Source organism: Acidovorax sp. MR-S7, from assembly GCF_000400995.2.
Lineage (GTDB): Bacteria > Pseudomonadota > Gammaproteobacteria > Burkholderiales > Burkholderiaceae_C > MR-S7.
In genome coordinates, this window is the sequence record NZ_DF238913.1 from 41,973 (window position 1) to 67,066 (window position 25,094).

Sequence of the window (25,094 nt, forward strand, 5' to 3'; positions counted from 1 at the left end):
CCTCAATTCCTGCAAGACGTTCTTTTTGTTCTATGCGTCATCGTCGGTTTCACTGGACTGTTCCAGGCACTAGGGACGCTGATTGACTGGTGTGGCTGCCAGAGAACCGCCCATGGCGCCTGATCTTTGGCACATGCTGCTGGCGCTTCTTGCAATCCTGCTTCCGCTGCTGGGGGCGTGGCTGATCATCAGCATTCCGGATCTTCGCAAGCGTCGAATGCGCTCACACGCCGATAGGCAACGTCGATAACACCTGTTCGGCACAATGCGATCGAGCTATGGGCAGATCGTGCGGGCGGCAGCTCACAGCCTGAAGCTAACCAGGCGCCGTCAAGGTCAGCTCCGCAGCGGCTGCTGCCGATCGTCGCCGGACACCGAACTCTCGCTATAGACAATATCTCTGTCATCGGCCCTTCGCGGAGCCGACATAGACAATGGTCGGCATGAGGCATTCCCATGACGCAGCCAGCCTTCGTGTTCCATGTCAGATATAGACTGGCATTGCGATTGAAGCGAACTCTGCGGCTCAACCGCTGGGCACATCAGCTTCGATGTCCTAAGGGTAAGTTACATGGAATTCTTCATCCGAGCGCAAACTATCTCGGCGTCAGCTTTACCCCTGATAGTGTTGGGAACGATGCACTGTAATCACCATTAGAAAGCTCAACACACATTTCGTGCAGTGCGGCCAACTCCGAAGTAGCCCCCACATTGATAGCGCCGCTACCTGTTACCAGCCGATAGTTTGAATTCGCCTCTGAGGTTGAGTCGAGAAGCGCGATGTCCTGCTGCAGATTTTCTGACTGCGAAGTCCAAAACAAGAGCGGGGACATACGCAGAACATCACCCCGTTCAGGCGATACCAAGACCGCCTCCATATTGGAGAACGTTTCAGATCCCTCATATTCGTAGATTTCAACGAACGGCCCATGGGACCCATGGGCAGTGCGAAATACTCCGGTGTACTTCGACGAGAAGCCTCGCTTTGTGATGTCCTCAAACTGACCAAAACGCCACCCCGTCATGGCGCCGTTTAGTGCATTCCCCAGGGCTGCCAGGACCTCGCGATGGCCCGCGTAGTGCGATGCACGATGGTGCTTCTTGTCGTTGATCGCATCGATGGCCGCATCTATTGCTGATCTACTTCGCAGTTCGAGAAGAGTGTTTAGCTTGGGGAGAAACAAGGCCTGCTTGGCCTTGCGCTCCAGTATCGACCGAAGGACGCTCCAGATCGGCCCGGCAGATCCTTTTGTAAATTGCTTGAAGATCGAGGACTTGCGAGCTTCGGCCGTGGTGCGGTAGTCGACGAAGCCGAGCGCTAAAATACTGAACAGAAGAGATTCAAAGGCGACGCCGAAACGATCCTCAATCTCGGCCTCGCTGGTGCTTCCCAAAAACCTCGCCAGATGATGTGCAGCAGGAAATGGCAGGACGTTAACCAGTTCGTTCAGTTCCTGCCACCCCTTGTCGCTGGCTCGCTCCGTGTAGACCCTGACAGCTTGCTGCTCAACGTAGGAAATAGAAGAGTTGCTAGTTCCAAAATCGAACCCTACATACGCTTCACCAAGAGTGGTTTTCTCCCCGTATGTCATGTCGAGGAAAAACGGCTTGCCGTCAACGCTACATTGATCGCCATTCAATCCTCCTTGCCGATAGACGAACTTTGGATATGCAGTGCCGTCAGGCGAAACCTTAAGCTCCAGAATGAGGTTGCTGTCAAAGGTCGCGCTTTTAGGACTGGTAACTCGGTGATCGATGTTGTGGAGACTTGCGATGGCCTCATGGTCGAGGGATGACTTCAGGAAGTAGTAGTCTAGGCTTCTCTTTGGCGGCGAGCTGAGTCGAAATTTCCATCGCAGTGGCGTCTCGCTGGCCTGCCCTATCAGGTATGCCGATTCGAGAAGCGTTCCATCGGCCAAGTTTGAGTGCCCCTTGTTCTCGCTAATAAGCTTGAATCTTGGCGCCGCGGGCACACTTTCATCGGGTGCAAGGACAAGGCACAGGCGGTTGTAGGTAACAGCCTGGAAGTCGCTTGTGCCGCGGTTAAAGGTGCGGCGCGCACACTCAATAGCGAGGCCCTTCGACACGACCTCCTGAAAACTTCCCTGCAACTCAAGAATTTCGGCATCAGGAAAGGAGCTTGGGAGCAACTGTTGTACTAGCCTTGCGAGCCAACGAATGTTGGCCGAGCCCCCAGAGAGCAAGACGATATCAACTTGGCGTCCGCCTAATTCTTCCTTTGCGCGGTCGATAGCAGTGGTCAAAGCGGGCCTCAGTCGGTTACTCCAGACGCGAGTAACAAAAACTTCCCGAAGTTGCGTTGCGTCGAACCTAATGGAGATCTCTTCAGGTTTTTCCGAAAAGGGGTTCTTCGGAATAGAGATCTGCATGCCTGGGCCGGGCGAGTACTGCGCATCGAGCGACCAGTCCGCGAGTGTGTCGCAAATATGGATCTTTGCCCTCTCTACCTGAGAGATCAACTTCCTCATGTTCCGGACAAATTGCAGAAGGTCGGCGCGCAGATCCTGATGGGCGCCCTGCTGGTAGATCTCCCAGGCCCTGGAGACTCGGTTCTTGTCGACGCCCTTGTCGAGATTCTTTGACAGAAGATTTTTTGCAATCGACATATTGATGTAGGCGCCACCCACTGCAATCGATGCGGCCGCCAGCGGCCGCGAGTTGCGCCCGCTGCCACTGACGTCTCCAGACGCAGTCGTGTCGACCACGCTGACATCGAAGGTCCCGCCACCGAAGTCCACGACCAATGCCGCATGACGCGTTTTGCTAGTAAGGAGTGGATGGCGGATGCCGTATCGGTAGTACTGAAAGACCGCGAAAGGCTCAGGCAGGAAGTCGATTTCTTCGAAATGGGGTTTGAGAATGGCCTTAATCTTGGCTCGATAGTTTTTGAGCCACTCGGCGCCGTCATCATTCCCCCTATCAAGGGCCAGTGGCTCTGCCACCAGAATTCGATCTGCTGGTTGAAGACCCCTGGAAGAGATCCACGGCTTGAGGTTCTTCAGCACTCCCTCGAAGAACGTCTTGGTGATCTCATGTGCCGACCGTTGCTTGCCATCGCCCGTGTCGAATCTTGGAGGCTCAAGCCTCTCGCGAGCTGTTTCGCCCAAGTTCAGCTTGAAGTTTTCGTTGAGCTCGGTGGCATCGGCGGCACGTTCTAAAGCCTGGTGCCCAATGTGTGGGCCCATCGAGTCAAAAAGTACAGCGGTCGGAATGTTCTGACTTTCGTCGACCTCCACCATTTGAAGAGCGTTGATGAATAGTTCTTTTTTTAGCGCCATGTTTGATGCTCTGCGTGCCTCTCATGTGACCTTTGCCGAAAGTCATTGGGTGTTCGCACTCGGTGCGCGCGCAAAACTCTCGAATTTGCACATCTTAGCCGTGTCAGGCGCAAAAAAATTCGGCGCCCGCAGAGCGAATCTGAGAAGGCCCCGCGGCCCATTGCCGTCTTCACTCGTCGGCTTAAGCGCCATTGACCTCGGTATGAATCGTCCCGAGAATTGAATCGCCCCGACTTTCGTGGAGGCCATTTGGTGTGAGTGAGGCCGGTATGGCTTGACTGGCGAGTTGCCGATGGTAGTTGGCTGCCCTGATGCACCCGTTGGGTGCCGGGCTGCTCGCTGTCGCTGGAGCGCCGATGGCCGCAGTGTTTGCCGTGTTCCACGGTGCTGGCAATGGCATCCTGACGATTGCCAAAGGGACACTGCCATTGGTGTTGTTCGGGCCAGCGGGTTATAGGCACCGGCAGGGAGTGCTCATGGTGCCCGCACGCATTGCCCAGGCGGCTTCGCCCTGGGTGGTTGGCATTTGCCTGGACCGCCTGGGGGCCGGAGCGCTGTGGGTCTCGGCAGGACTGGGGGTGGCGGCTTTTTTGGCACTGCTTGCCGTGGCTGCGCCCGCTGGTTCTGCTCGTGGCAATTGATCTTGTCTGGGGACGGCCGTGATCACTTGATTCCGTCGAAAATGGTCACGGCACAGGTTGCGGGAGAGGGATCCCCGCATGAATACGTTCTGTAAGCCAAGCCCTTCCGGTTCTGCACGCAAAAAATGAAAATGCGAAATGGATGTGTGCTCTAAGCTGTTGATTCATATGGAGCAGCTTTCCGATTTTGCAGAGAAAAAATAGAAAAAGGAAATGGACCATCACATTTGCCTCAACCAGCGCGGGTCCATTTTGATGGGGTTTCGGCCCGCAGGAGCACGCTCGCATAACGGTCTACGCTGAAGCTCATGACGCCCCGAAAATTGATGTGCCCAAAGTGCACCGGGCCGATGCGCCGCAGCACATTGTCCTCAATGCGTTGCCCCCCTGACTTCAAACGATCCACGGTCTCCTGCAGCTTCATCGTGTTCCAGGAAATCACCATGTTTGTGAGCAGCGCATGTGCACCGGAGATGGACCTGAGTTCATCGCGGCGCCTAGCGCGCTCGGCCGTGATGCGGCCATAGTAGATGGCGCGTTGCAACTGGTGAACCGATTCACCCCGGTTCAGGAGGGTGTGGATTTCCCGCCTGAAGGCGTCATTGGTGAAGTAATCGCACAGAAAGACGGAGCGCAGCAGACGGCCGTACTGATCCAGGCAACGGCGCACATCATCTCCAGCGGCCGCGCTGCCATGGCGGGCCAGCGCCCAGGCCACGCTGACCCTCCCGGACCTGATTGAAGCGATAAGCCGCATGGCCTGGTCCCAACCTTCGCGAATCGCTTTTTCTGTAATCGAGGGAATCGCAACTTTCTCCAGTGCCTCAGGAACTTTGATGGAACGAGGCGTCCAGAGTTTGCGGTCAGGAAGGCCTGCCAACTGCGGACACAGGTCGAACCTGAGCAACTTAGCGACGCTCATGCCGGAGTAGGTATAGCCGTGGGTGTCAACGGCCAGGAGATCGACCTTGATGCGATCTTCGCTTTTGGAGTTGTAGGCGTCTATTCCATGGACGGCCGGTGCGTCCTGACGCGTCATGAGCACAATAGGTTGATCGAAGATGACCGGGTAGCTGCCCAGAACGTGGGTGTAAATGCCTGCGGCAGCAGTTTTTCGGCGTGGATCAGTACGAGCAATGGACAGATGGCGTGTGGCGTCAAGCGCCATCATGTCCGATGAGGCTTTCGTCCCATCACTCCAAAGGTTGACAATGGGGAAGCGCTGTTGAAAAGCGACCACACTGTCGTTGGCCGCCCGCAAGCGGCCAGGGGCCTCCAGCATGCGCATTGCTGCGGAGACGTGACTTACTGGGACACCGGGAATCATTGAAGCGGCGGCTTTGGCATCGATTTCGGTGCCGTGGGCGAGCAAGCCTGCATACAAAGCGATGAGTTCCTGGGCCGTATCAGGCTGGCGCCCCAAGAGCGTTGTGCTGATCTGAGTACGGCTGTCGATCTCCAGAATGATGTCCGGCAACTGCGTCGTGCCAATGGTTTCACTCAGGAACTGGTTCGTACGCCGCAGTTCCGGTTCCTCCTCCATGGCCCGGATAGCTGGGAGTCGCACCGACCCGTCTTCATCGATTTCGAGCAGGCCTTTCTCCAGACCGGTCTCGACATCTGCCAGTCCAGCCCGCAGCAGTTCGTATTGAAGATCCAGTGCTCTCTTTGGATCCAGGTCCAGACCGTAGGCCTCGCAAAGGATTTGCTTGTCCCGGTCCCATTCCTCCTGTGGGATCAAGAGACTCTCTTTACTTTGGTAGGTCGCGCTGTGATTCACATAGAGAGTGCCTCCGAGCAAGCCTTTGCGGATGCGCAGCAATGCACACCCTTCAAAAGCCCGGAGAGCGGCCGCGCGATCGGGAACTTCCAACAACGGCCGCCACTTCGAATCGACCACCGAAGTGTCAAAGTCGGTCGGCAGTTCTTTGGCTCCAGAAGCGTGTAGTTGCTGCAATGCTGCGAGAAGCTTGCCGTCTTCATGCGTAGGATCTGCTTGCAGATCCAGGCAGGTCATGCCATCGAGAACCGTTCGAACCCTCGTTGTCTGCTCTGTCAGGGTTTCCCTGACAACCTCGGCATGGCTGACTGGGGGACGGCCCAGCATGTCCTCGGCAAGCGCTTTAATGGCGGCTAGGCGCTCCTCGGGGTCCATGTCGGTGTTGCCCGCGATGTCTCGCATAGATTCAATGGAGCAGCGATACACGTGGGCGCGTTGTGCCTGTTTCGCCTGCACTCGCTTGGTCCCCGAACGAACGATGTCGCTGGTATGCCGATTGTTGCGAAAGATCGCCTCGTCGCTGAGTTCACCGAGCAGGTGCTTTAGGAAACAGACGATCTCCACGGAGCGCGTGTCTTCGACTCGGCGGGCCGTCTCGGAGGGCGGGCGGTTGACTACGGCCTGGGCGAAAGCATGGATACGTCCGATGGAAAGCCCTTGCAGGTTCCACAAATGGACGCCGAGCGCCTTCAGGGCATCGATTCGCGAGTTGACCTCTTTAAGGGCCTTCAGGCTGTGTTTTCCCGCTGATTGCTTGAGCCACTCAAGGACTGAAATCCCCGGCGTCATGCTGTCCTCGTGCATGACCTTAAGGACTGCGCGAAGACGCACTGGCGTCACTGCGGCACGAATGGTGGTGAGTGCCAGTTCCTCCACTACCCTGAAGGCAGATCGAGCAAGGTCTTGGATGTGGCGCTTACCTGGCAGGACAATCTTGTTATCGAACAGCCATTGCTCAGCGGAGTTGAAAAGTTCATCGACCGATGCAGCATCGATGGCTTGCTGGGAGAGCGCTGCTTGCAAACGCTCTTCGGCGCTTGCATCGTAGGCTGCTAGGCCAAGCCTCTCTCGAACCCAGGCACGATGATTGGCGAGAGTCCGATCCGCGTTCTGGTACAGCGCCTTGAGTGAGACTATAGCGGTGGTATGGATGCCTAGCTGCTCACACAGCAAACGCAGCATCGTCGGCGGCATCCTGAGCTTGCTGTCCGGATTTCTTCCCGTCAGGGCTACGAAGGACAATTGGACGGCGAGCCCTAAGTGGTAGCGTTTTGCATAGTTGCTTTCCCGAATCTCCTTGACCAAGCGATCAGGCAGGCGGCAATGCAACAGCACGTCGTCAGCATCCAGGCCCGATGGAAGTTTCTCGTACCCAACGAATCTGTACCGGTAGCTTGACATCAGCGTCCTCCCCAATCCAGAAGACACTATAAAACGCTGCTAAGTTGTTGTCGCTGGACATTTTTTTGGTGCCAGATTCCGGTTTTGCAACGAAACCGAGATCACCCCAGACGGGAGAAGTCCTGCGGCGTGGTGGAGCTGGCTTCCAGCCCCTGCTTGGCATAGGCGGCGCGCACGTCGGGGCGCGCCATGACCTGCACCACGACGTCGTTCAAGGTCTTGACCACGTCGGCCGGCGTGCCGGCGGGCGCGAAGACGCCGTAGTAGGTGACGAAGCTGTAGTCCTTGTAGCCCGCCTCGGCCACGGTCGGCACGTCGGGCAGCGAGGCGTTGCGCGCGGCGGAGGTGACGGCCAGCGCGCGCACCTTGCCGCTCTGGATGAGGTTGGTGGCCGACGAGATCGAGGCGCCGGCGACCTGTAGGTGGCCGCCCATCAGGTCTGCCAATGCCGGGCTCGACCCCTTGTAGGGCACGTGCTGCATCTTGAAGCCGGCCGCCGCCTGCAGCATTTCCACCGAGATGTGCACCGAGCCGCCCGTGCCGGAGGTGCCGTAGCTGATCCTGCCGGGTTCCTTGCGCGCGGCGTCGATGAGCTGCGCCAGGGTCTTGTAGGGCGAATCGGCGGTGACCAGCAGCACCATCGGCGTGGTGGCGAGCAGCGAGATCGGCTGCAGGTCCTTGATGGGGTCGTAGGACGTCTTCATCAGCAGCGGGATCAGCGACACGTTGTCCGACTGGCCGATCACGATGTCGTGGCCCGTGGGCGCCGCGCGCGCCAGCTCGGCCAGGCCCAGCGCCGTGCCGGCGCCGGGGCGGTTGTCGGGCACCACCACCCAGCCCTTGGCCTCGGCCAGGTGGGTGGCCAGGTTGCGGCCGATGAAGTCGGTGCCGCCGCCGGGCGTGGAGGGGATGATCACGCGGATCGGCTTGGCGGGGTAGTGCGCGGGAGTCTGGGCGTGGGCCAGCGCTGCGGTGGCCATCAGCGCCGCGATGAGGATTCGTCGTTGCATGGTGAGTGTGTCTCCGGGGAATGGGGGTGGTGGGGTCAGAGCCTGAGAGTTTTTTGGCCGTGTCCGAGCAGCGCGCCAAAACGCCCTCGCTCTAGACGCAAAGCACAGCCATAGCTCGGGCTATGGCGCGCATTTGCAACGACGAGCGAGGGCGTTTTGGCGTGATGAGCGGGCATGGACGAAAGACTCTCAGGCTCTTAGCCGCCGATCTTTCCGTGCTGGCGCAGCAGCGCGATGGCCTCGTCGTCCAGGCCGAGGTCCTTGAGGATCGCCACGGTGTGCTCGCCCACCTGGGGCGGGTCGGCGCGCTTGCCCACCTTGCGGCCATCGAATTCGAGGGGCAGGGCGGGCGTGGAAACATGCTCCCCGGTCGGGAGCACCGTCGGCATCAAGGCACCGCCCTGCGTGAGGTGCGGGTCTTTCAGCAGATCATGGGGCTGGTTCACGGGCGCGTACGACAGCTTGGCCTTTTCGAGGGCTTCGCACAGGTCGGCGCTGTTCCAGTTCTTGAGCACTTCGGCCACGGCGGGCACGACCCACGGGCGCGCGGCCTCGCGGTCGATGGCGGAGAACAGGCGCGCATCCTCGGCCCAGCCCGCGGGCATGAAGGTGGCGGCGAAGGTGCGCCACTGGGCGTCGCTGACCACGGCGACGAAGACGCGTGCGCCGTCCTTGGTCGTGAACAGGTCGTAGACGCCCCAGGGCGGTTCGCGCTTGCTGCCGAAGGGCAGGGCGGGGGTGCCGGTCAGCTCGAACTGCGTGATGAACTGCGCCACCAGCAGCAGGTTGGTCTCGAACAGGCCCGCGCGGATGTACTTGCCCTTCCCCGTGCGTGCGCGCTCGTGCAGCGCGCTCAGGGCGCCGATCACGCCGAACTGGCCACCCAGGATGTCGTTGACCGAAGGCGCGGCGCGCTGCGGGCGGTCGTCGCTGCCGTTGATGTAGGCCATGCCGCCCATCATCTGCACCACCTCGTCCAGGGCCGTGCGCTCCTGGTAGGGGCCGCTCAGGAAGCCCTTGAGCGAGACGTAGATGGCGCGCGGGTTGCGCGCGCGCACGGATGCGTGGTCCAGTCCGTACTGCTGCAGGCTGTCGTCGCGGAAGTTCTCCAGCACGATGTCGGCCTTGTCGGCCAGGTCCTGGACGAGCTTGCGGCCCTCCGCCGACTTCAGATCGACCGCGAAGCTCTGCTTGTTGCGGTTGAACACGGGGAAGTAGCCGATGCCGGCGCTCTTGAGGCGGCGCGTGCGGTCGCCCTCCACGGGCTCCACCTTGATCACCTCGGCGCCCAGGTCGGCCAGCGTCATGCCGGTGGCGGGGCCCATGATCATGTGCGAGATCTCCAGCACGCGCACGCCCTTGAGCGGCAGGTCGTCAGGGGCGAGGTAGGGAGAAGGCGCGGAGGGAGATGGACTGTTCATGCTGGATGGAATTAATTATTCAGAATTAATAATTACAAACACCTTGGGCGCGATCTTGGCGCGGTTCATGGGGGCGCCGCATCCGATGAAACCCTAGGGGCCTCAGGATGCGGGCGCGTAGGGCGCGAACCGCCGTGCGTTGGGGTCGATGCTCAGCGGCCGGCCCAGCGCGGGGAAGGCGCGCTGCACGCAGTTCTCCCGGTCGCAGACCTTGCAGCCCGAGCCGATCGGCACGGCGCGCTCAGGCGCGTCCAGCCCCAGCCCGTCGCCGTAGACCAGCCGATGGGCGTGGCGCGCATCGCAGCCCAGTGCCACCGAGAAGATGCGCCCGGGCGTGCCGTAGCCGCCGCGCCGGTGCTCCACCGTGCGGGCGATCCATAGATAAGTACGCTCGTCGGGCATGCGGGCCAGTTGCGTGAGGATCTTGCCGGGCTGCGAGAACGCGTCGTACACGTTCCAAAGCGGGCAGGTGCCGCCGGTGCGCGAGAAGTGGAAATCGACCGACGACTGGCGCTTGGACATGTTGCCCGCCCGGTCCACCCGCACGAAGAAGAACGGGATGCTGTGCGGGGATGCGTGGCGCATCGTCGAGAGGCGGTGCCCCACCGTCTCGAAGCCCACGCCGAAGCGCTCGCCGAGCAGGTCGATGTCGTAGCGCAGTTCGTCGGCGGTCGTCTGGAACAGCCGGTTGGGCAGCAGCAGCGCCGCCGCGAAGTGGTTGGCGAAGCCGATGCGGGCCAGGGCGCGCGCCTCGTCGCTGCCGAAGTTGGCCGCGTTGGTGAATCCGTCGATCGTCGGCTCCGCCTCCAGCAGCGCGAGCTGGATGCCCAGCTGGAACGCCTGCTGGCCGGCGCTCAGGCCGGCCCCCAGCCGCAGCTGGTGGCTGGCGCGCTCGAGCATTCGCACCGGCTGCTCGACCGCGGGCGAGCCCGCCGCGCGCAGCACGGTGATGCCGTGGAGGCTGCGCAGCCGCTGCTCCAGTGCCGCCACGAGCTGGGCCGCATGCGGTGCATAGGGGTCGGTGTTCTCGGGGTGCAGTTGCAGGTAGAGCTGCTCGGCCTGCTCGTCCAGCAGGGCCAGGTGCTGGTGGCCCGCGTAGAAGAACTCGCGCACTTCCTCATAGGGCTGCACGGGCGCGGGAGCCGCATGCGCGGCGTGGCCGCTGTCGGTGTTCTCCGCGATCACCGACAGGCGTTCCTCCGCAGCGCGGATACGCTTGTGCAGGCCCAGCAGCACGCGCGTGGCCGCCGGCAGCTGCTCGGCCAGGATGCGGGTTTCCGCCAGCGGCACCTGGTCGCCGCCCGGCATGTCGGCCAGGGCGCTGCGCAGCTGGCCCAGCTGCCGCGCCTGCGAGTCCTCCGAGAACTGCTGCAGGTCGATGCCGAAGGCCGCCTGCAGCCGCAGCAGCACGTTCACGGTGAGCGGCCGCTGGTTGTTCTCGATCTGGTTCAGATAGCTGGGCGATACCTTGAGCGCCTGCGCCAGCGCCGCCTGGGTCAGGCCGCGCTGCTCGCGCAGCGTCTTCAGGTGCGTTCCCATGAAAGCCTTGCTCATGTTTGCAAACATCGCAAATTTACATTCGCAATTCGCATAAATTTTTCTCCTAATTGTTGCGAATGCTCGCTGTTTTTGCGAAGATTGTAAATATAGATATGACAGGGACACCCACCATGGCTTTCGATTTCGGAGATCTGCAGCGCTGGAACCAGGCGGCCAGCAAGTCGGCCCCGCAGGGCGACGCGGAGAACTTGAACTGGATCACGCCCGACGGCATCGCCGTCAAGCCGCTGTACACCGCGGCCGATCTGGAGGGCTTGCCCTACACCGACACGCTGCCCGGCTTCGAGCCCTACGTGCGCGGCCCGCAGGCCACCATGTACGCGGTGCGGCCCTGGACGATCCGCCAGTACGCGGGCTTTTCCACCGCCGAGGAATCCAATGCCTTCTATCGCAAGGCGCTGGCGGCGGGCGGGCAGGGCGTCTCCGTGGCGTTCGACCTCGCAACGCACCGGGGCTACGACAGCGACCATCCGCGCGTGACCGGCGATGTGGGCAAGGCCGGGGTGGCGATCGACTCGGTGGAGGACATGAAGATCCTCTTCGACCAGATCCCGCTCGACAAGGTGAGCGTTTCCATGACCATGAACGGCGCCGTGCTGCCGGTGCTGGCGGGCTACGTGGTGGCGGCGGAGGAGCAGGGCGTATCGCAGGACAAGCTCTCAGGGACCATCCAGAACGACATCCTCAAGGAGTTCATGGTCCGCAACACCTACATCTACCCGCCCAAGCCGTCGATGAAGATCATCGGCGACATCATCGAGTACACGGCCAGGAACATGCCGAAGTTCAACTCGATCTCGATCAGCGGCTACCACATGCAGGAGGCGGGCGCAAACCAGGCGCTGGAACTCGCCTTCACCCTGGCCGACGGCAAGGAATACGTGAAGACCGCCATCGCCAAGGGCATGGACGTGGATGAGTTCGCCGGCCGCCTGTCGTTCTTCTGGGCGATCGGCATGAACTTCTACCTGGAGATCGCCAAGATGCGCGCCGCCCGCCTGCTGTGGTGCCGCATCATGAAGGGCTTCGATGCCAAGAAGCCCAAGAGCCTGATGCTGCGCACGCACTGCCAGACCTCGGGCTGGTCGCTGACCGAGCAGGATCCGTACAACAACGTGGTGCGCACCACCATCGAGGCCATGGCGGCCGTATTCGGCGGCACGCAGAGCCTGCACACCAACGCGCTCGACGAAGCCATCGCGCTGCCCACCGAGTTCAGCGCCCGCATCGCGCGCAACACGCAGCTCATCATCCAGGAAGAGACGCACATCACCAACGTGATCGACCCCTGGGCCGGCTCCTACATGATGGAAAAGCTGACCCAGGACATGGCCGATGCGGCCTGGAAGATCATCGAGGAAGTCGAGGCCATGGGCGGCATGACCGCCGCCGTGGACTCGGGCTGGGCCAAGCTCAAGATCGAGGCCGCCGCCGCCGAGAAGCAGGCGCGCATCGACTCGGGCAAGGAAGTCATCGTCGGCGTGAACAAGTACAAGCTCGCCAAGGAAGACCCGGTGGACATCCTGGAGGTGGACAACGTGAAGGTGCGCGAAAGCCAGATCGCACGCCTGAACGCTATCAAGGAAAAACGCGACCAAACGCAGGTACAGCAAGCGCTGGATGCTCTCACTTCCGCAGCAGAAAGCGGCGAGGGCAACCTGCTGGACCTGTCGATCAAGGCCATCCGCCTGCGCGCCACGGTGGGCGAGGTGTCGGATGCATTGGAGAAAGTCTTCGGGCGCCACCGCGCCGATACGCAAAAGGTGACCGGCGTGTACGCAGCAGCCTATGACTCGGCCGAGGGCTGGGAGAAACTCAAGGGCGAGATCGCGGCCTTCGCCGAGGATCAAGGCCGCCGCCCCCGCGTGATGATCGCCAAGCTGGGCCAGGACGGCCACGACCGCGGCGCCAAGGTGGTGGCCACGGCTTTTGCCGACCTGGGCTTCGACGTGGACATGGGCCCGCTGTTCCAGACCCCCGAGGAATGCGCCCGCCAGGCCATCGAGAACGACGTGCACGCCGTGGGTGTCTCCACGCTGGCGGCCGGCCACAAGACGCTGGTGCCCGCGATCATCCAGTCGCTCAAGGAGCAGGGCGCCGACGACATCATCGTCTTCGTCGGCGGCGTGATTCCCGCGCAGGACTACGACTTCCTGTACCAAGCGGGCGTGAAGGGGGTCTACGGCCCCGGCACGCCGATCCCGGCCAGCGCCAAGGACGTGCTGGAGCAGATCCGCAAGGCCACGGCGTGACGCCTGAGGTGCTGCTCCAGGGCATCGTGGCGGGCAGCGGCGCCGTGCAGCGCCGCGCCATCGCCAAGGCCATCACGCTGCTCGAATCCACCCGCGCCGACCACCGCGCGCAGGGCGACGAGCTACTCACCGCGCTGCTGCCGCACACGGGGCGCTCGTTCCGCCTGGGGATCAGCGGCGTGCCCGGCGTGGGCAAATCCACCTTCATCGAGGCGCTGGGCCTGTACCTGATCGCGCAAGGCTTGAAGGTGGCGGTGCTCGCCATCGACCCGTCGTCCACCGTCTCCGGCGGCGCCATCCTGGGCGACAAGACGCGCATGGAGCACCTCTCGATGAACGAGCAGGCCTACATCCGCCCCAGCCCGAGCAGCGGCACGCTGGGCGGCGTGGCCGAGAAGACCCGCGAATCCATGCTGGTCTGCGAGGCGGCGGGCTACGACGTGGTCATCGTCGAGACCGTGGGTGTGGGCCAGAGCGAGATCGCGGTGCAGGGCATGACCGACATGTTCTGCGTGCTGCAACTGCCCAACGCGGGCGACGACCTGCAGGCCATCAAGAAGGGCGTGATGGAGCTGGCCGACCTCGTGGTCATCAACAAGGCCGACATCGACCCTCACGCCGCCACGCGCGCGCAGGCGCAGATCACGTCCAGCCTGCGGCTGCTGTCCATGCACGGCAACCCGGAGCATGCGCACCACGACGGGGCGACATGGGCGCCGAAGGTCATCACGTTGAGCGCGTTGAAAGGCGAGGGCGTGGACGGCTTCTGGGCCGCCGTGCAGGAATTCCGCCGCCTGCAGACCGCCAACGGCCGCATTGCGTCTCGGCGCGAGCGGCAGTCCCTCGCCTGGATGTGGGAGCGCATCGACGCAGGCCTCAAGCAGGCCTTCCGCGCCCACCCACAGGTCAGACAGCTTTTGCCGCAGATGCAGGCCGACGTGGCCGCAGGCCGCATCGCCGCCAGCACCGCAGCACGAAATCTGCTCGCAGCCCAATCAGGGAAAGCGTAAGCAGCTACTAATTGAATAGCATCAAACCCAAGAGAGCAACCATGCAAGACATCCTCGACCAACTGGAGAAAAAGCGCGAGCTGGCCCGCCTGGGTGGCGGCCAGAAGCGCATCGACGCGCAGCACAAGAAGGGCAAGCTCACCGCGCGCGAGCGCATTGAGCTGCTGCTGGACGACGGCACCTTCGAGGAATGGGACATGTTCGTGGAGCACCGCTGCACGGACTTCGGCATGGAAGACACCAAGATCCCCGGCGACGGCGTGGTCACGGGCTACGGCATGATCAACGGCCGCTTGGTGTTCGTGTTCAGCCAGGACTTCACCGTGTTCGGCGGCGCACTGTCGGAGACGCATGCCGAGAAGATTTGCAAGGTGATGGATCAGGCCATGAAGGTCGGCGCGCCCGTGATCGGCCTCAACGACTCGGGCGGCGCGCGCATCCAGGAAGGCGTGGCGTCGCTCGGCGGCTATGCCGACGTGTTCCAGAAGAACGTGATGGCCAGCGGCGTGATCCCGCAGATCAGCATGATCATGGGCCCCTGCGCGGGCGGCGCGGTGTACTCGCCCGCCATGACGGACTTCATCTTCATGGTCAAGGACAGCAGCTACATGTTCGTGACCGGCCCCGAGGTGGTGAAGACCGTCACGCACGAGGAAGTGACCGCCGAGGAACTCGGCGGCGCCGTGACCCACACCACGCGCAGCGGCGTGGCCGACATGGCGTTCGAGAACGACGTGGAGGCGCTGATGATGCTGCGCCGCCTCTACAACTACCTGCCGCTGAACAACAAGGAAAAGGCCCCCGTTCGCCCCAGCAACGACCCGGCCGACCGCGCCGACCTGTCGCTCGACACCCTGGTGCCCGACAACCCCAACAAGCCCTACGACATGAAGGAGCTGATCGTCAAGACGGTGGACGACGGCGACTTCTTCGAGCTGCAGCCCGACTACGCCAAGAACATCATCATCGGCTTCGCCCGCATGGAAGGGCAGACCGTGGGCATCGTCGCCAACCAGCCGCTCGTGCTGGCGGGCTGCCTGGACATCAAGTCCAGCATCAAGGCCGCACGCTTCGTGCGCTTCTGCGATGCGTTCAACATCCCCGTGCTCACCTTCGTGGACGTGCCCGGCTTCATGCCCGGCACGTCGCAGGAGTACGGCGGCATCATCAAGCACGGCGCCAAGCTGCTCTACGCCTACGCCGAATGCACGGTGCCCAAGATCACCGTCATCACGCGCAAGGCCTACGGCGGAGCTTACGACGTGATGAGCTCCAAGCACCTGCGCGGCGACGTGAACCTGGCCTGGCCCAATGCCGAAATCGCCGTGATGGGCGCGAAGGGCGCGGTGGAAATCATCTTCCGCGAGGACAAGAACGACCCCGCCAAGCTGGCCGCCCGCGAGACCGAGTACAAGGCCCGCTTCGCCAACCCGTTCGTCGCCGGCGCGCGTGGCTTCATCGACGACGTGATCCTGCCGCACGAGACGCGCAAGCGCATCTGCCGCAGCCTGGCGATGCTCAAGAACAAGCAGCTCGACAACCCGTGGCGCAAGCACGGGAACATTCCCCTCTAAGCGGCCAAGGAGAACAAGAACATGTTTACGAAAATTCTGATCGCCAACCGCGGCGAAATCGCCTGCCGAGTGATTGCTACGGCCAAGAAAATGGGCATCGCCACCGTCGCCGTCTATTCCGACGCTGACAAGGACGCGCGCCACGTCAAGCTGGCCGACGAGGCCGTGCACATCGGCGCCGCACCCAGCCGCGAGTCCTACCTGCTGGCCGACAGGATCATCGCCGCCGCCAAGCAGACCGGCGCCCAGGCCGTGCACCCCGGCTACGGCTTCCTGTCGGAGAACGAAGCCTTCGCCCAGCGCTGCGAAGACGAGGGCATTGCCTTCATCGGCCCCAAGGCGCATTCCATCGCCGCGATGGGCGACAAGATCGCGTCCAAGAAGCTGGCGAACGAAGCCAAGGTCAACACCATCCCCGGCTACAACGACGCTATCGAAGGCGCCGAACGGGCGGTGGAAATCGCCAAGGGCATCGGCTACCCGGTGATGATCAAGGCATCGGCTGGCGGTGGCGGCAAGGGCCTGCGCGTGGCCTACAACGACAAGGAAGCGCTCGAAGGCTTCACCGCCTGCCAGAACGAGGCGCGCAACAGCTTCGGCGACGACCGCATCTTCATCGAGAAGTTCGTTCAGGAGCCGCGCCACATCGAGATCCAGATCCTGGGCGACAGCCACGGCAACGTGATCTACCTGAACGAGCGCGAGTGCTCCATCCAGCGCCGCCACCAGAAGGTGATCGAGGAAGCGCCTTCGCCCTTCATCTCCGAAGCCACGCGCAAGGCGATGGGCGAGCAGGCCGTGGCGCTGGCTAAGGCAGTGAAGTACCAGTCGGCGGGCACGGTGGAGTTCGTGGTCGGCAAGGACCAGGACTTCTACTTCCTGGAGATGAACACCCGCCTGCAGGTGGAGCATCCGGTGACGGAGTGCATCACCGGCCTCGACTTGGTGGAGCTGATGATCCGTGTCGCGGCGGGCGAGAAGCTGCCCCTGACGCAAGCCGACGTGAAGCGCGACGGCTGGGCCATCGAGTGCCGCATCAATGCCGAGGATCCGTTCCGCAACTTCCTGCCGTCCACCGGCCGCCTCGTGCGCTTCCAGGCGCCGGAGCAGTCCATGTTCCAGGCCGATACCAGCAAGAAGTACGGCGTGCGCGTGGATACCGGCGTGTACGAGGGCGGTGAGATCCCGATGTACTACGACTCGATGATCGCCAAGCTCATCGTGCACGGTACCGATCGCAACGACGCCATCGCCAAGATGCGCGCCGCGCTCAACGGCTTCGTGATCCGCGGCATCAGCAGCAACATCCCGTTCCAGGCCGCGCTGCTGGCGCACCCCAAGTTCGTCAGCGGACAGTTCAACACCGGCTTCATCGCCGAGCACTACGCCCACGGCTTCAACGCCGAGGACGTGCCGCACGACGACCCGGATTTCCTCGTCGCGCTCGCCGCGTACATGAACCGCCGCTACCGCGCGCGTGCTTCGGGCATCAGCGGCCAGCTCACCGGCCACGAAGTGCAGGTGGGTGTCAAGTTCACCGTGGTGGTGCTGGGCGCGGGCGGCAACAACACGCACCACGACGTGGAAGTGACCGACTACGACCAAGCCAACCGCTCCAGCGCCATCACGCTGAACGGCAAGACCTATCGCATCAGCAGCACCGCGGGCCTGGGCGACATCCGCGTGCAGGGCCAGTGCAATGGCATGGGCTTCACCGCCCAGGTGGAGCGCGGCACGGCCAAGAACCCGCTGGCGCTGCGCATCGCGCACAACGGCACGCAGATCGACGCGCTGGTGCTCTCGCCGCTGGGCGCGCGGCTGCACCAGCTCATGCCCTACAAGGCACCGCCGGACCTATCCAAGTTCCTGCTCTCGCCCATGCCGGGCCTGCTGGTCGACGTGGCCGTGCAGCCGGGCCAGAAGGTGCAGGCAGGCGAGAAGCTCGCCGTGATCGAGGCCATGAAGATGGAGAACATCCTCTTCGCCGCGCAGGATGGCGTGGTGGGCAAGGTCGTCGCGGGCAAGGGCGAGTCGCTGGCCGTGGACCAGGTGATCATCGAGTTCGCCTGAAGCGCTCACCGCCACGCACGGAGCCCGCACGGTGATGAAGATGGACACCACCACCGTGCGGCTGGTGCTCGCGGTGGCGGAGGAGGGCAGCATCTCCCGCGCAGCGGACCGGATGCAGCTCGCCGTGGCCGCGGCCTCCAAGCGGCTGACCGACCTGGAGCAGCAGCTCGGCACCCGGCTCTTCAAGCGCCAGCCGCACGGCGTGCGCATCACCGAGCCGGGCCTGCGCCTGCTGGGCCACATCCGGCAGGTGGACAACCTGATGCAGCGCCTGGAAGGCGATGCGCTCGCGCTCGGCCACGGCCGGGACGGGCGCATCCTCATCGGCGCGCCCAAGGCCGCCATCATCGAGTTCCTGGCGCGCGACCTCGCCGCGCTGCAGGCCAAGTACCCCGAGATCACCCTGCAGGTGCAGGAGGAGAACAGCAAGATCGTGCAGCAGCTGCTGCGCGACAAGGTGATCGACATCGGCATCTTCGAGAAGACCAGCGGCTTCATCGACCTGCCCCAGGCCGACTACCGGCGCGACCGCCTGGTGCTGGTCTACAGCCGCGCGCATTTCCAGTTCGGCCCGTCCGCGCTGCCGCTCGACGCGGTGCTGGGCGTTCCGCTGGTGACCCTGGGCCGGGGCTCGGCCATCCTCGCGGCCGTGCAGCGGGCCTACCAGAGCCGCGGGCGCGTGTTCCACGCCAACTACACCGTCAACGGCTTCGACACCATGCTGGCCCTGGTGCGCCAAGGCCTGGGCGTGGGGCTGATGCCGCCGGCCATCTTCGAGAGCTTCCACCCCGAGGCCGCGCTGGCCGCCGTGGCGCTGGAGGGCGACTGGCACGAGCGCCGCTACGTGCTCTCCTTCGTCGAAGGCCAGGCGCAGGAGCAGACCCTGCGCAACGTGGTGGCCGAGCTGCTGCACCGGGCCTGACGGCGCTCAACTGATTTCGTCATTGGCGAAATCAGATATGCCCGGCACATTCTTGCCGCAAAACCTCCGGGCGGAGACAGTGGCTGCCAACAACCACCCGTCAGGAGACAAGCACTTGCAACGCCGTTCCTTCCTTGCCGCCAGCGCCGCGACGCTGGCCGTCCCCTGGGCCCATGCGTCCGCCGCGGACCTGCCCAAGGGGCAGGTCAAGATCCTCGTGGGCTGGGCGCCCGGCGGCGGCACCGACGTGTTCGCCCGCATCGTGGGCCAGAAGCTGTCCGAGCTGTGGGGCCGCCCCGTTGTCGTGGAGAACAAGCCGGGTGCCACGGGCGCGCTGGCGGCCGACTATTTCGCCAAGACCAAATTCACCGACGGCATCAACCTGCTCATGGCGCACGTGAACACGCACGCCATTTCGCCGCAGATCTTCAAGAGCATCACCTACGACCCGCTCAAGGACTACGCGCCCATCGTGCTGATCGGCGCCACGCCGCACATCCTGGTGACGGGCAGCCAGAACGGCTACGCCAGCGTGCAGGAGGTGGTGGAGGTGTGCCGCAAGAACCCCGGCAAGATCAGTTTCGGCTCCTCGGGCACCGGCTCGGTGCAGCACCTGGCGGCCGAGATGTTCAACATGGCCGCCGGCGTCAAGAGCATCCACGTGCCTTACAAGGGCTCAGGCCCCATGCAGACCGACCTGATCGGCGGGCAGATCGACTTCAGCTTCGACACCATGACGGCCGCCACCGCGCAGGTGAAGTCCGGAAAGATGAAGTGCATCGTGCAGACGCGCCTGAGCCGCGCCAAGGGCTTCCCCGCCATGCCCACCATGGACGAGCAGGGCTTCAAGGGCTTCGACGCGTCGAGCTGGTACGGCGTGGTGGGGCCCAAGGGCATGTCCCGCGAGCTGGCCCAGCGCATCAATGCGGACATCAACACCGTGCTGGCCCTGCCTGACGTGGCCAGCCGCTTCGACGGCTACGGCGCGGAAGACGGCGGCGGCTCGGTCGACAAGTTCGCCGCCTTCATGGTGGACGAGTACCGGAAATGGGGCGACGTGGTGCGCGCCGCCAAGGTCACCGAGGAAAGCTGAGAACGACATGAGCCACACCCCCCACTCCCAGCCCCTGCCGCTGCAGGGCATCCGCGTGCTCGACGTGAGCCAGGTCATGGCCGGCCCCTTCGCCTGCATGCTGCTGGCCGACCTGGGCGCCGACGTCATCAAGGTGGAGCCGCCCGGCACCGGCGACCAGACGCGCGGCGCCATGGGTTTCAAGATGAAGGGCCCGGACAGCATGGGCTTCCTGAACATGAACCGCAACAAGCGCTCGCTCGCGCTCGACTTGAAAAGCGACGAGGGCCGCGAATTCTTCTACGAGCTGGCCCGCACGGCCGACGTGATCGTCGAGAACTACCGCCCCGGCGTGGTGCAGCGGCTGAGGATCGACTACGAGACCATCCGCCAGATCAACCCGAAGATCGTCTACGTGAGCATTTCCGGTTTCGGCCAAAGCGGCCCCTGGGCCAGCCGGCCGGGGTTCGACCTCATGGCCCAGGCCATGTCCGGCGTGATGAGCGTGACCGGCTATCCGGGCGAAAAGCCCGTCAAGGCCGGCGTGCCCGTGGCCGACATCGGCTGCGCGCTGTTCGCCACCTACGGGCTGCTCGCGGCCTACATCGGCGCGCAGAAGACGGGGCAGGGCCAGCACATCGACGCCTCGCTGTTCGACTCGGCCATGGCGTTCTCGATCTGGGACATGTCCGAGTACTGGGGCACAGGCAAGCCGCCGGTGCCGCTGGGCACCAGCAACAAGATGAGCGCGCCCTACCAGGCCGTGAAGGCGCGCGACGGCTACTTCGTCATGGGCGCCACCAACCAGAAGCTCTGGGCCAAGCTGTGCGCGCTGATCGAGCGGCCCGACCTGCAGGAGCACCCCGACTTCGCCACCGTGGCACTGCGCCTCAAACACCGCGAGGCGCTGATCGAGGCACTGGAGGCCGAATTCGCCAAGCGAGACAGCGCCGAGTGGGTGGACACGCTGCTGGCCGCCGGCATTCCGGCCGGTCCCATCCTGACCTACCCCGAGGCCTTCGAGGGCGAGCACGGCGCGCACCGGCGCATGTGCATGGAGATCGACCACCCCATCGAGGGCAAGGTCAAGAACATCGGCTTCCCGGTCAAGATGCTGGGCACGCCCCAACAGGTGCGCCGTCACCCGCCGTTGCTGGGCGAGCACACCGAGGAGATCGTGGCCGAGATCCGCGCAAAGGCAACCGCATGAGCGCCGCCGTGCAGGAACGGGTGACGTGCGTGGTGCACGCCTCGGGCGCGGCCGAGATCGTCATCTACCGGCCCGAGCGCCACAACGCCATGACCGCGCCCATGTACGAGGCGCTGCTCGCGCACATCGCCGCCTGCCGCGCCGACCCGGCCGTGCGCAGCGTGCTGCTGCGCGGCGCGGGCGGCAAGTCCTTCGTCTCGGGCACGGACATCGCGCACTTCCGGGACTTCCGCGATGGCAGCGACGGCATCGCCTACGAAGCCTTCGTGGAGCGCGTGATCGACGCGGTGGAGCGCATCCCCGTGCCCACCGTCGCCGTCGTCGACGGCTGGTGCGTGGGCGGCGGCCTGGCGCTGGCCACGGCCTGCGACTTCCGCCTGTGCAGCGCGGGCTCGCGCTTCGGCGCGCCGATCGCCAAGACGCTGTCCAACACCCTCTCGTCACGCAACATCGCGCGGCTGGTGGCCGCGCTGGGCGTGCCGCGCGTCAAGCGCATGCTGCTGCTGGCCGACTACCTTTCGGCCGACGAGGCGCTGGCCTGCGGCTTCGTGCACGCAGCCGTGCCGGCAGGGCAATTGCCGGACGAGGCGCATGCGCTCGTGCAGCGGCTCATGGCGCTGTCGGGCACCACCCAGGCCGCCGTCAAGGAAAGCCTGCGCCGCATCGTGGCCGAGCACAGCCTGGCCGACGACGACCTGGTGGATTCCGTTTACGGCAGCGCCGCGTTCCGCGCCGGGGTGGCGGCCTTCATCAAGGGGTAAGACGGCTCCATGCGCATGGCGCTCCATGGCAAAATACAAGCCAAATAGCCCTGCAGCGCTTGACAGTCAAGCGCGACCAGCTATCAATCAAGGAGCAACCATGAGCATTGAACGACGTCCCTTCCGCGTGCTGGGCATCCAGCAGGTCGCCATCGGCGGCACCGACAAGGCCCGCATGAAGCGCCTGTGGGTGGACATGCTGGGCCTGGAGCAGACCGGCACCTTCCAGAGCGAACGCGAGAACGTGGACGAAGACATCCTGGCCATGGGGCAGGGCGCCTTCAAGGTGGAGGTGGACATCATGCAGCCGATGGACATCGAGAAGAAACCCGCCGTGCACGCCACCCCGCTCAACCATATCGGCCTGTGGATCGACGACCTGCCCCAGGCCGTCGAATGGCTCGCCAGCCGGGGCGTGCGTTTCGCGCCGGGCGGCATCCGCAAGGGCGCGGCGGGGTACGACATCACCTTCCTGCACCCCAAGAGCAACGACGAGTTCCCCATCGCGGGCGAGGGCGTGCTGATCGAGCTGGTGCAGGCGCCGCCCGAAGTGATCGCCGCGCTGGGGTGAGGGCATGGCCGAGGAACGCAAGACCGTCGAGGCCCTGAACCGTGCCAGCCAGGGCACGCTGCCCGGGCACCTGGGCATCCACGTGGTCTCCTTGCAGCAGGGCGAGATCCGCACCGAGATGGCCGTCCAGCCGCACCTGATGGCGCCCAACGGCTTCCTGCATGCGGGCAGCCTCGTCACGCTGGCCGACACCACCTGCGGCTATGGCTGCCGCGCCCACCTGCCCGAAGGCGCGCAGGGGTTCACCACCATCGAACTCAAGTCCAACCACATGTCCACCGCGCGCGAAGGCACGGTGGAATGCGTGGCGCGGCCCGTGCACCTGGGCGGCAGCACCCAGGTGTGGGACGCCACCGTCACGCACCGCGAAACGGGCAAGACCCTGGTGCTGTTCCGCTGCACGCAGATGGTGCTCTATCCGCGCAAGGGCGGCTGATCGGCTGCGCTTCGCGCACGAAGGCCCTGGTCGTCGACCAGGGCCTTTTTTGTTCTCCGCACAACTTTCCGCGCGCAATCCTGCGGGTTCGATGGTTTTGAGCGCTGTTGGCCGACAGAAGCACACTGTTGCCGCACGGCTTTTCCAGCGCCGGCAACATTCCTTCTTTTGCCGCCTTCCTTCATCATCTTCTGTCAAAAAATACGGAATTTGGCGGCATTTGAGTGCATGTTTTCAAGGGAGCTTTTTTGCGGCTCGGGCCCTTCCAGGCGCCGCGCAAGGCCACCACAATCGCCCCGTCGGAACCCAGCCCAGCCGCAGGCTTGCCAGTCCAGGAGCGAACAGATGACCGTCCTTGCCCCCACCCCGCCTTCCACCCCGCAGCCGCTGCAGTTCCATCCGCGCGCTCCGCAGCAGAGCGCTGCGTCGCAGCGCTGGAGCCTCGACGCCGTGCAGGCGCTGCTCGACATGCCGTTCATGGACCTGCTGTGGCGCGCCCAGTCGGTGCACCGCGCGCACTGGCCTGCGGGCGACATCGAGCTGGCCACTCTGCTGTCGGTGAAGACGGGCGGCTGCCCCGAGAACTGCGGCTACTGCCCCCAGTCCGCCGAGTTCGACACGGGCGTGCAGGCGCAAAAGCTCATGAGCGTGGAAGAGGTCACACGCGCCGCCCAGGCCGCCAAGGACGCGGGCGCCACGCGCTTTTGCATGGGCGCGGCCTGGCGTGCGCCCAAGGACCGCGACATCGAGAAGGTGAGCGCGCTGATCGGCGCCGTGAAGGGCCTGGGCCTGCAGACCTGCGCCACGCTGGGCATGCTGCAATCGCACCAGGCCCAGGCGCTCAGGGACGCGGGCCTGGACTACTACAACCACAACCTGGACACCGCGCCCGAGTACTACCAGGACGTGGTCAGCACCCGCCAGTACCAAGACCGGCTGGACACCCTGGCCCACGTGCGCGCGGCCGGCATTAGCGTCTGCTGCGGCGGCATCGTCGGCATGGGCGAGGCGCCCGTGCACCGTGCGGGCCTGATCACGCAGCTCGCCAACCTCGATCCCTACCCCGAATCCGTGCCCATCAACAGCCTGGTGCGCGTGCCCGGCACGCCGCTGGCCGACAGCGACCCCGTGGACCCGCTGGACTTCGTGCGCGTGATCGCCGTGGCCCGCATCACCATGCCCAAAGCGCGCGTGCGGCTGTCCGCCGGGCGCCAGCAACTGGGCGACGCCGTGCAGGCGCTGTGCTTCATGGCGGGGGCCAACTCGATCTTCTATGGCGACAAGCTGCTAGTCACCGGCAACCCTGACGTGGAGGCCGACACGCAGCTGCTGGCGAAGCTGGGCCTGCGCGGCCACCGCACACAGGAGGCGCCGAACGGTACAGGGCACTCCTGTAATGAGAGCTGCTAGCGCTTGCTGGACAAGCGCTGAAGCCTGAAAAGACTGCCAACTCTCAGCCAAAGACCGGCGCCACGGGCACGGCCACGGCCTTGCCTGCCGCCTTCCATGCATCGAAGCCGCCCGCGACGGAGCGCACGTCCAGGTAGCCCATGTCCTGCAGGGCGCAGGCCGCCAGGGCCGCGCGGCCGCTGGTCTTACAGTACAGCACGATGCGCAGGCCGCGCGGCTCCATGGCGCTCTGGCTGCTCATCTGGAATTCCAGCACGCCGCGCGGCAGGTTGATGGCGCCGGGCAGGTGGCCCTGGCGGTATTCGTCGGGCTCGCGCACGTCGATCAGCACGTCGGCCTGGGCGATGGCGGCCTCCGCGGCATCGACGGGGATTTCCTGGATGCGGGCCTTGGCGGCAGCCACGAGGTCGAGGGCGGTTTTCATCGGTCCGTCCTTTCGCTTCAGCAGCCCTGGCGTGCGCCGAGCTTGCGCAGGAGGGTTTCCATCAGGCACCACCGGGTGAAGCCGCTTTGCAGCAGGTTGATGCCCACGAAGGCGGTGAAGGCCAGCCACCACTGGTTCATGAACAGCGGGCTGCCGGGAATGCCCAGGGCCAGGCTGATCAGGATGAAGAGTCCGGCGACGATGCGCACGATTTGCCATGAGGTCATGGAGGTTCTCCTTGGGAATAACAAAGTGGTGCAGAGGCTGAGA

At 64.0% G+C, this 25,094-nt stretch carries 18 protein-coding genes and 1 pseudogene; 12 read left to right on the forward strand and 7 right to left on the reverse strand.

Annotated features, from left to right (window positions below):
* Nucleotides 1–596: 596 nt before the first annotated feature.
* A complete protein-coding gene (locus tag AVS7_RS08990; protein ID WP_024001220.1) occupies nucleotides 597–3,299 on the reverse strand; it encodes an Hsp70 family protein in 2,703 nt (900 codons plus the stop codon).
* A 299-nt stretch (nucleotides 3,300–3,598) separates the two neighbouring features.
* On the opposite strand from AVS7_RS08990, the pseudogene AVS7_RS23625 reads away from it, so the two are divergent.
* Nucleotides 3,599–3,940: pseudogene (locus AVS7_RS23625) on the forward strand (MFS transporter); the annotation flags it as partial.
* Between the two features lie 232 nt (nucleotides 3,941–4,172).
* Here the strand turns inward: AVS7_RS23625 and AVS7_RS08995 are convergent.
* From AVS7_RS08995 to AVS7_RS09010, 4 genes are all read right to left on the reverse strand, one after another.
* Nucleotides 4,173–7,121, reverse strand: a complete 2,949-nt coding sequence (locus AVS7_RS08995; protein ID WP_024001222.1) for a Tn3 family transposase — start codon at nucleotides 7,119–7,121, stop codon at nucleotides 4,173–4,175.
* A 101-nt stretch (nucleotides 7,122–7,222) separates the two neighbouring features.
* Nucleotides 7,223–8,131, reverse strand: a complete 909-nt coding sequence (locus tag AVS7_RS09000) for a tripartite tricarboxylate transporter substrate binding protein (protein WP_024001223.1) — start codon at nucleotides 8,129–8,131, stop codon at nucleotides 7,223–7,225.
* 197 nt (nucleotides 8,132–8,328) lie between these two features.
* Nucleotides 8,329–9,552, reverse strand: coding sequence for a CaiB/BaiF CoA-transferase family protein (locus AVS7_RS09005; RefSeq protein WP_020228123.1), 1,224 nt, complete (start codon nucleotides 9,550–9,552; stop codon nucleotides 8,329–8,331).
* Between the two features lie 102 nt (nucleotides 9,553–9,654).
* Nucleotides 9,655–11,091 carry a short-chain fatty acyl-CoA regulator family protein gene (locus AVS7_RS09010; RefSeq protein ID WP_049696878.1) on the reverse strand — a complete coding sequence of 479 codons (1,437 nt, stop codon included), beginning with the start codon at nucleotides 11,089–11,091 and terminating at the stop codon, nucleotides 9,655–9,657.
* 131 nt (nucleotides 11,092–11,222) lie between these two features.
* Between AVS7_RS09010 and scpA the strand changes: the two genes are divergently transcribed.
* From scpA to bioB, 11 genes are all read left to right on the forward strand, one after another.
* Nucleotides 11,223–13,364, forward strand: coding sequence for a methylmalonyl-CoA mutase (gene scpA / locus AVS7_RS09015; protein ID WP_020228125.1), 2,142 nt, complete (start codon nucleotides 11,223–11,225; stop codon nucleotides 13,362–13,364).
* Complete coding sequence (gene meaB / locus AVS7_RS09020) at nucleotides 13,361–14,374, forward strand: methylmalonyl Co-A mutase-associated GTPase MeaB (protein ID WP_020228126.1); 1,014 nt, start codon at nucleotides 13,361–13,363, stop codon at nucleotides 14,372–14,374. The genes scpA and meaB overlap by 4 nt, the downstream gene beginning before the upstream one ends.
* A gap of 41 nt (nucleotides 14,375–14,415) precedes the next feature.
* Nucleotides 14,416–15,948, forward strand: coding sequence for an acyl-CoA carboxylase subunit beta (locus AVS7_RS09025; protein WP_020228127.1), 1,533 nt, complete (start codon nucleotides 14,416–14,418; stop codon nucleotides 15,946–15,948).
* A gap of 21 nt (nucleotides 15,949–15,969) precedes the next feature.
* On the forward strand, nucleotides 15,970–18,018 hold the full coding sequence (locus AVS7_RS09030; RefSeq protein ID WP_020228128.1) for an acetyl/propionyl/methylcrotonyl-CoA carboxylase subunit alpha: 2,049 nt from the start codon (nucleotides 15,970–15,972) through the stop codon (nucleotides 18,016–18,018).
* A 34-nt stretch (nucleotides 18,019–18,052) separates the two neighbouring features.
* On the forward strand, nucleotides 18,053–18,940 hold the full coding sequence (locus AVS7_RS09035; protein ID WP_020228129.1) for a LysR family transcriptional regulator: 888 nt from the start codon (nucleotides 18,053–18,055) through the stop codon (nucleotides 18,938–18,940).
* Between the two features lie 115 nt (nucleotides 18,941–19,055).
* A complete protein-coding gene (locus tag AVS7_RS09040) occupies nucleotides 19,056–20,033 on the forward strand; it encodes a tripartite tricarboxylate transporter substrate binding protein (protein ID WP_020228130.1) in 978 nt (325 codons plus the stop codon).
* A gap of 7 nt (nucleotides 20,034–20,040) precedes the next feature.
* Nucleotides 20,041–21,222, forward strand: a complete 1,182-nt coding sequence (locus AVS7_RS09045; protein ID WP_020228131.1) for a CaiB/BaiF CoA-transferase family protein — start codon at nucleotides 20,041–20,043, stop codon at nucleotides 21,220–21,222.
* Nucleotides 21,219–21,983, forward strand: coding sequence for an enoyl-CoA hydratase (locus tag AVS7_RS09050; protein ID WP_020228132.1), 765 nt, complete (start codon nucleotides 21,219–21,221; stop codon nucleotides 21,981–21,983). Before AVS7_RS09045 ends, AVS7_RS09050 begins: the two co-directional genes overlap by 4 nt.
* A gap of 100 nt (nucleotides 21,984–22,083) precedes the next feature.
* Nucleotides 22,084–22,554, forward strand: coding sequence for a VOC family protein (locus tag AVS7_RS09055; RefSeq protein WP_024001225.1), 471 nt, complete (start codon nucleotides 22,084–22,086; stop codon nucleotides 22,552–22,554).
* A gap of 4 nt (nucleotides 22,555–22,558) precedes the next feature.
* Nucleotides 22,559–22,990 (forward strand): PaaI family thioesterase, encoded by a 432-nt coding sequence (locus AVS7_RS09060; RefSeq protein WP_020228134.1) that lies wholly within the window; start codon nucleotides 22,559–22,561, stop codon nucleotides 22,988–22,990.
* A 345-nt stretch (nucleotides 22,991–23,335) separates the two neighbouring features.
* Complete coding sequence (gene bioB, locus AVS7_RS09065) at nucleotides 23,336–24,400, forward strand: biotin synthase BioB (RefSeq protein WP_020228135.1); 1,065 nt, start codon at nucleotides 23,336–23,338, stop codon at nucleotides 24,398–24,400.
* Between the two features lie 43 nt (nucleotides 24,401–24,443).
* Here bioB and AVS7_RS09070 read toward each other — a convergent pair whose 3' ends face one another.
* On the reverse strand, nucleotides 24,444–24,824 hold the full coding sequence (locus AVS7_RS09070) for a rhodanese-like domain-containing protein (RefSeq protein ID WP_020228136.1): 381 nt from the start codon (nucleotides 24,822–24,824) through the stop codon (nucleotides 24,444–24,446).
* 17 nt (nucleotides 24,825–24,841) lie between these two features.
* The gene (locus AVS7_RS09075) at nucleotides 24,842–25,051 is read right to left on the reverse strand and encodes a DUF2892 domain-containing protein (protein WP_020228137.1); all 210 of its coding nucleotides are present in this window, start codon (nucleotides 25,049–25,051) and stop codon (nucleotides 24,842–24,844) included.
* Nucleotides 25,052–25,094: the final 43 nt, after the last annotated feature.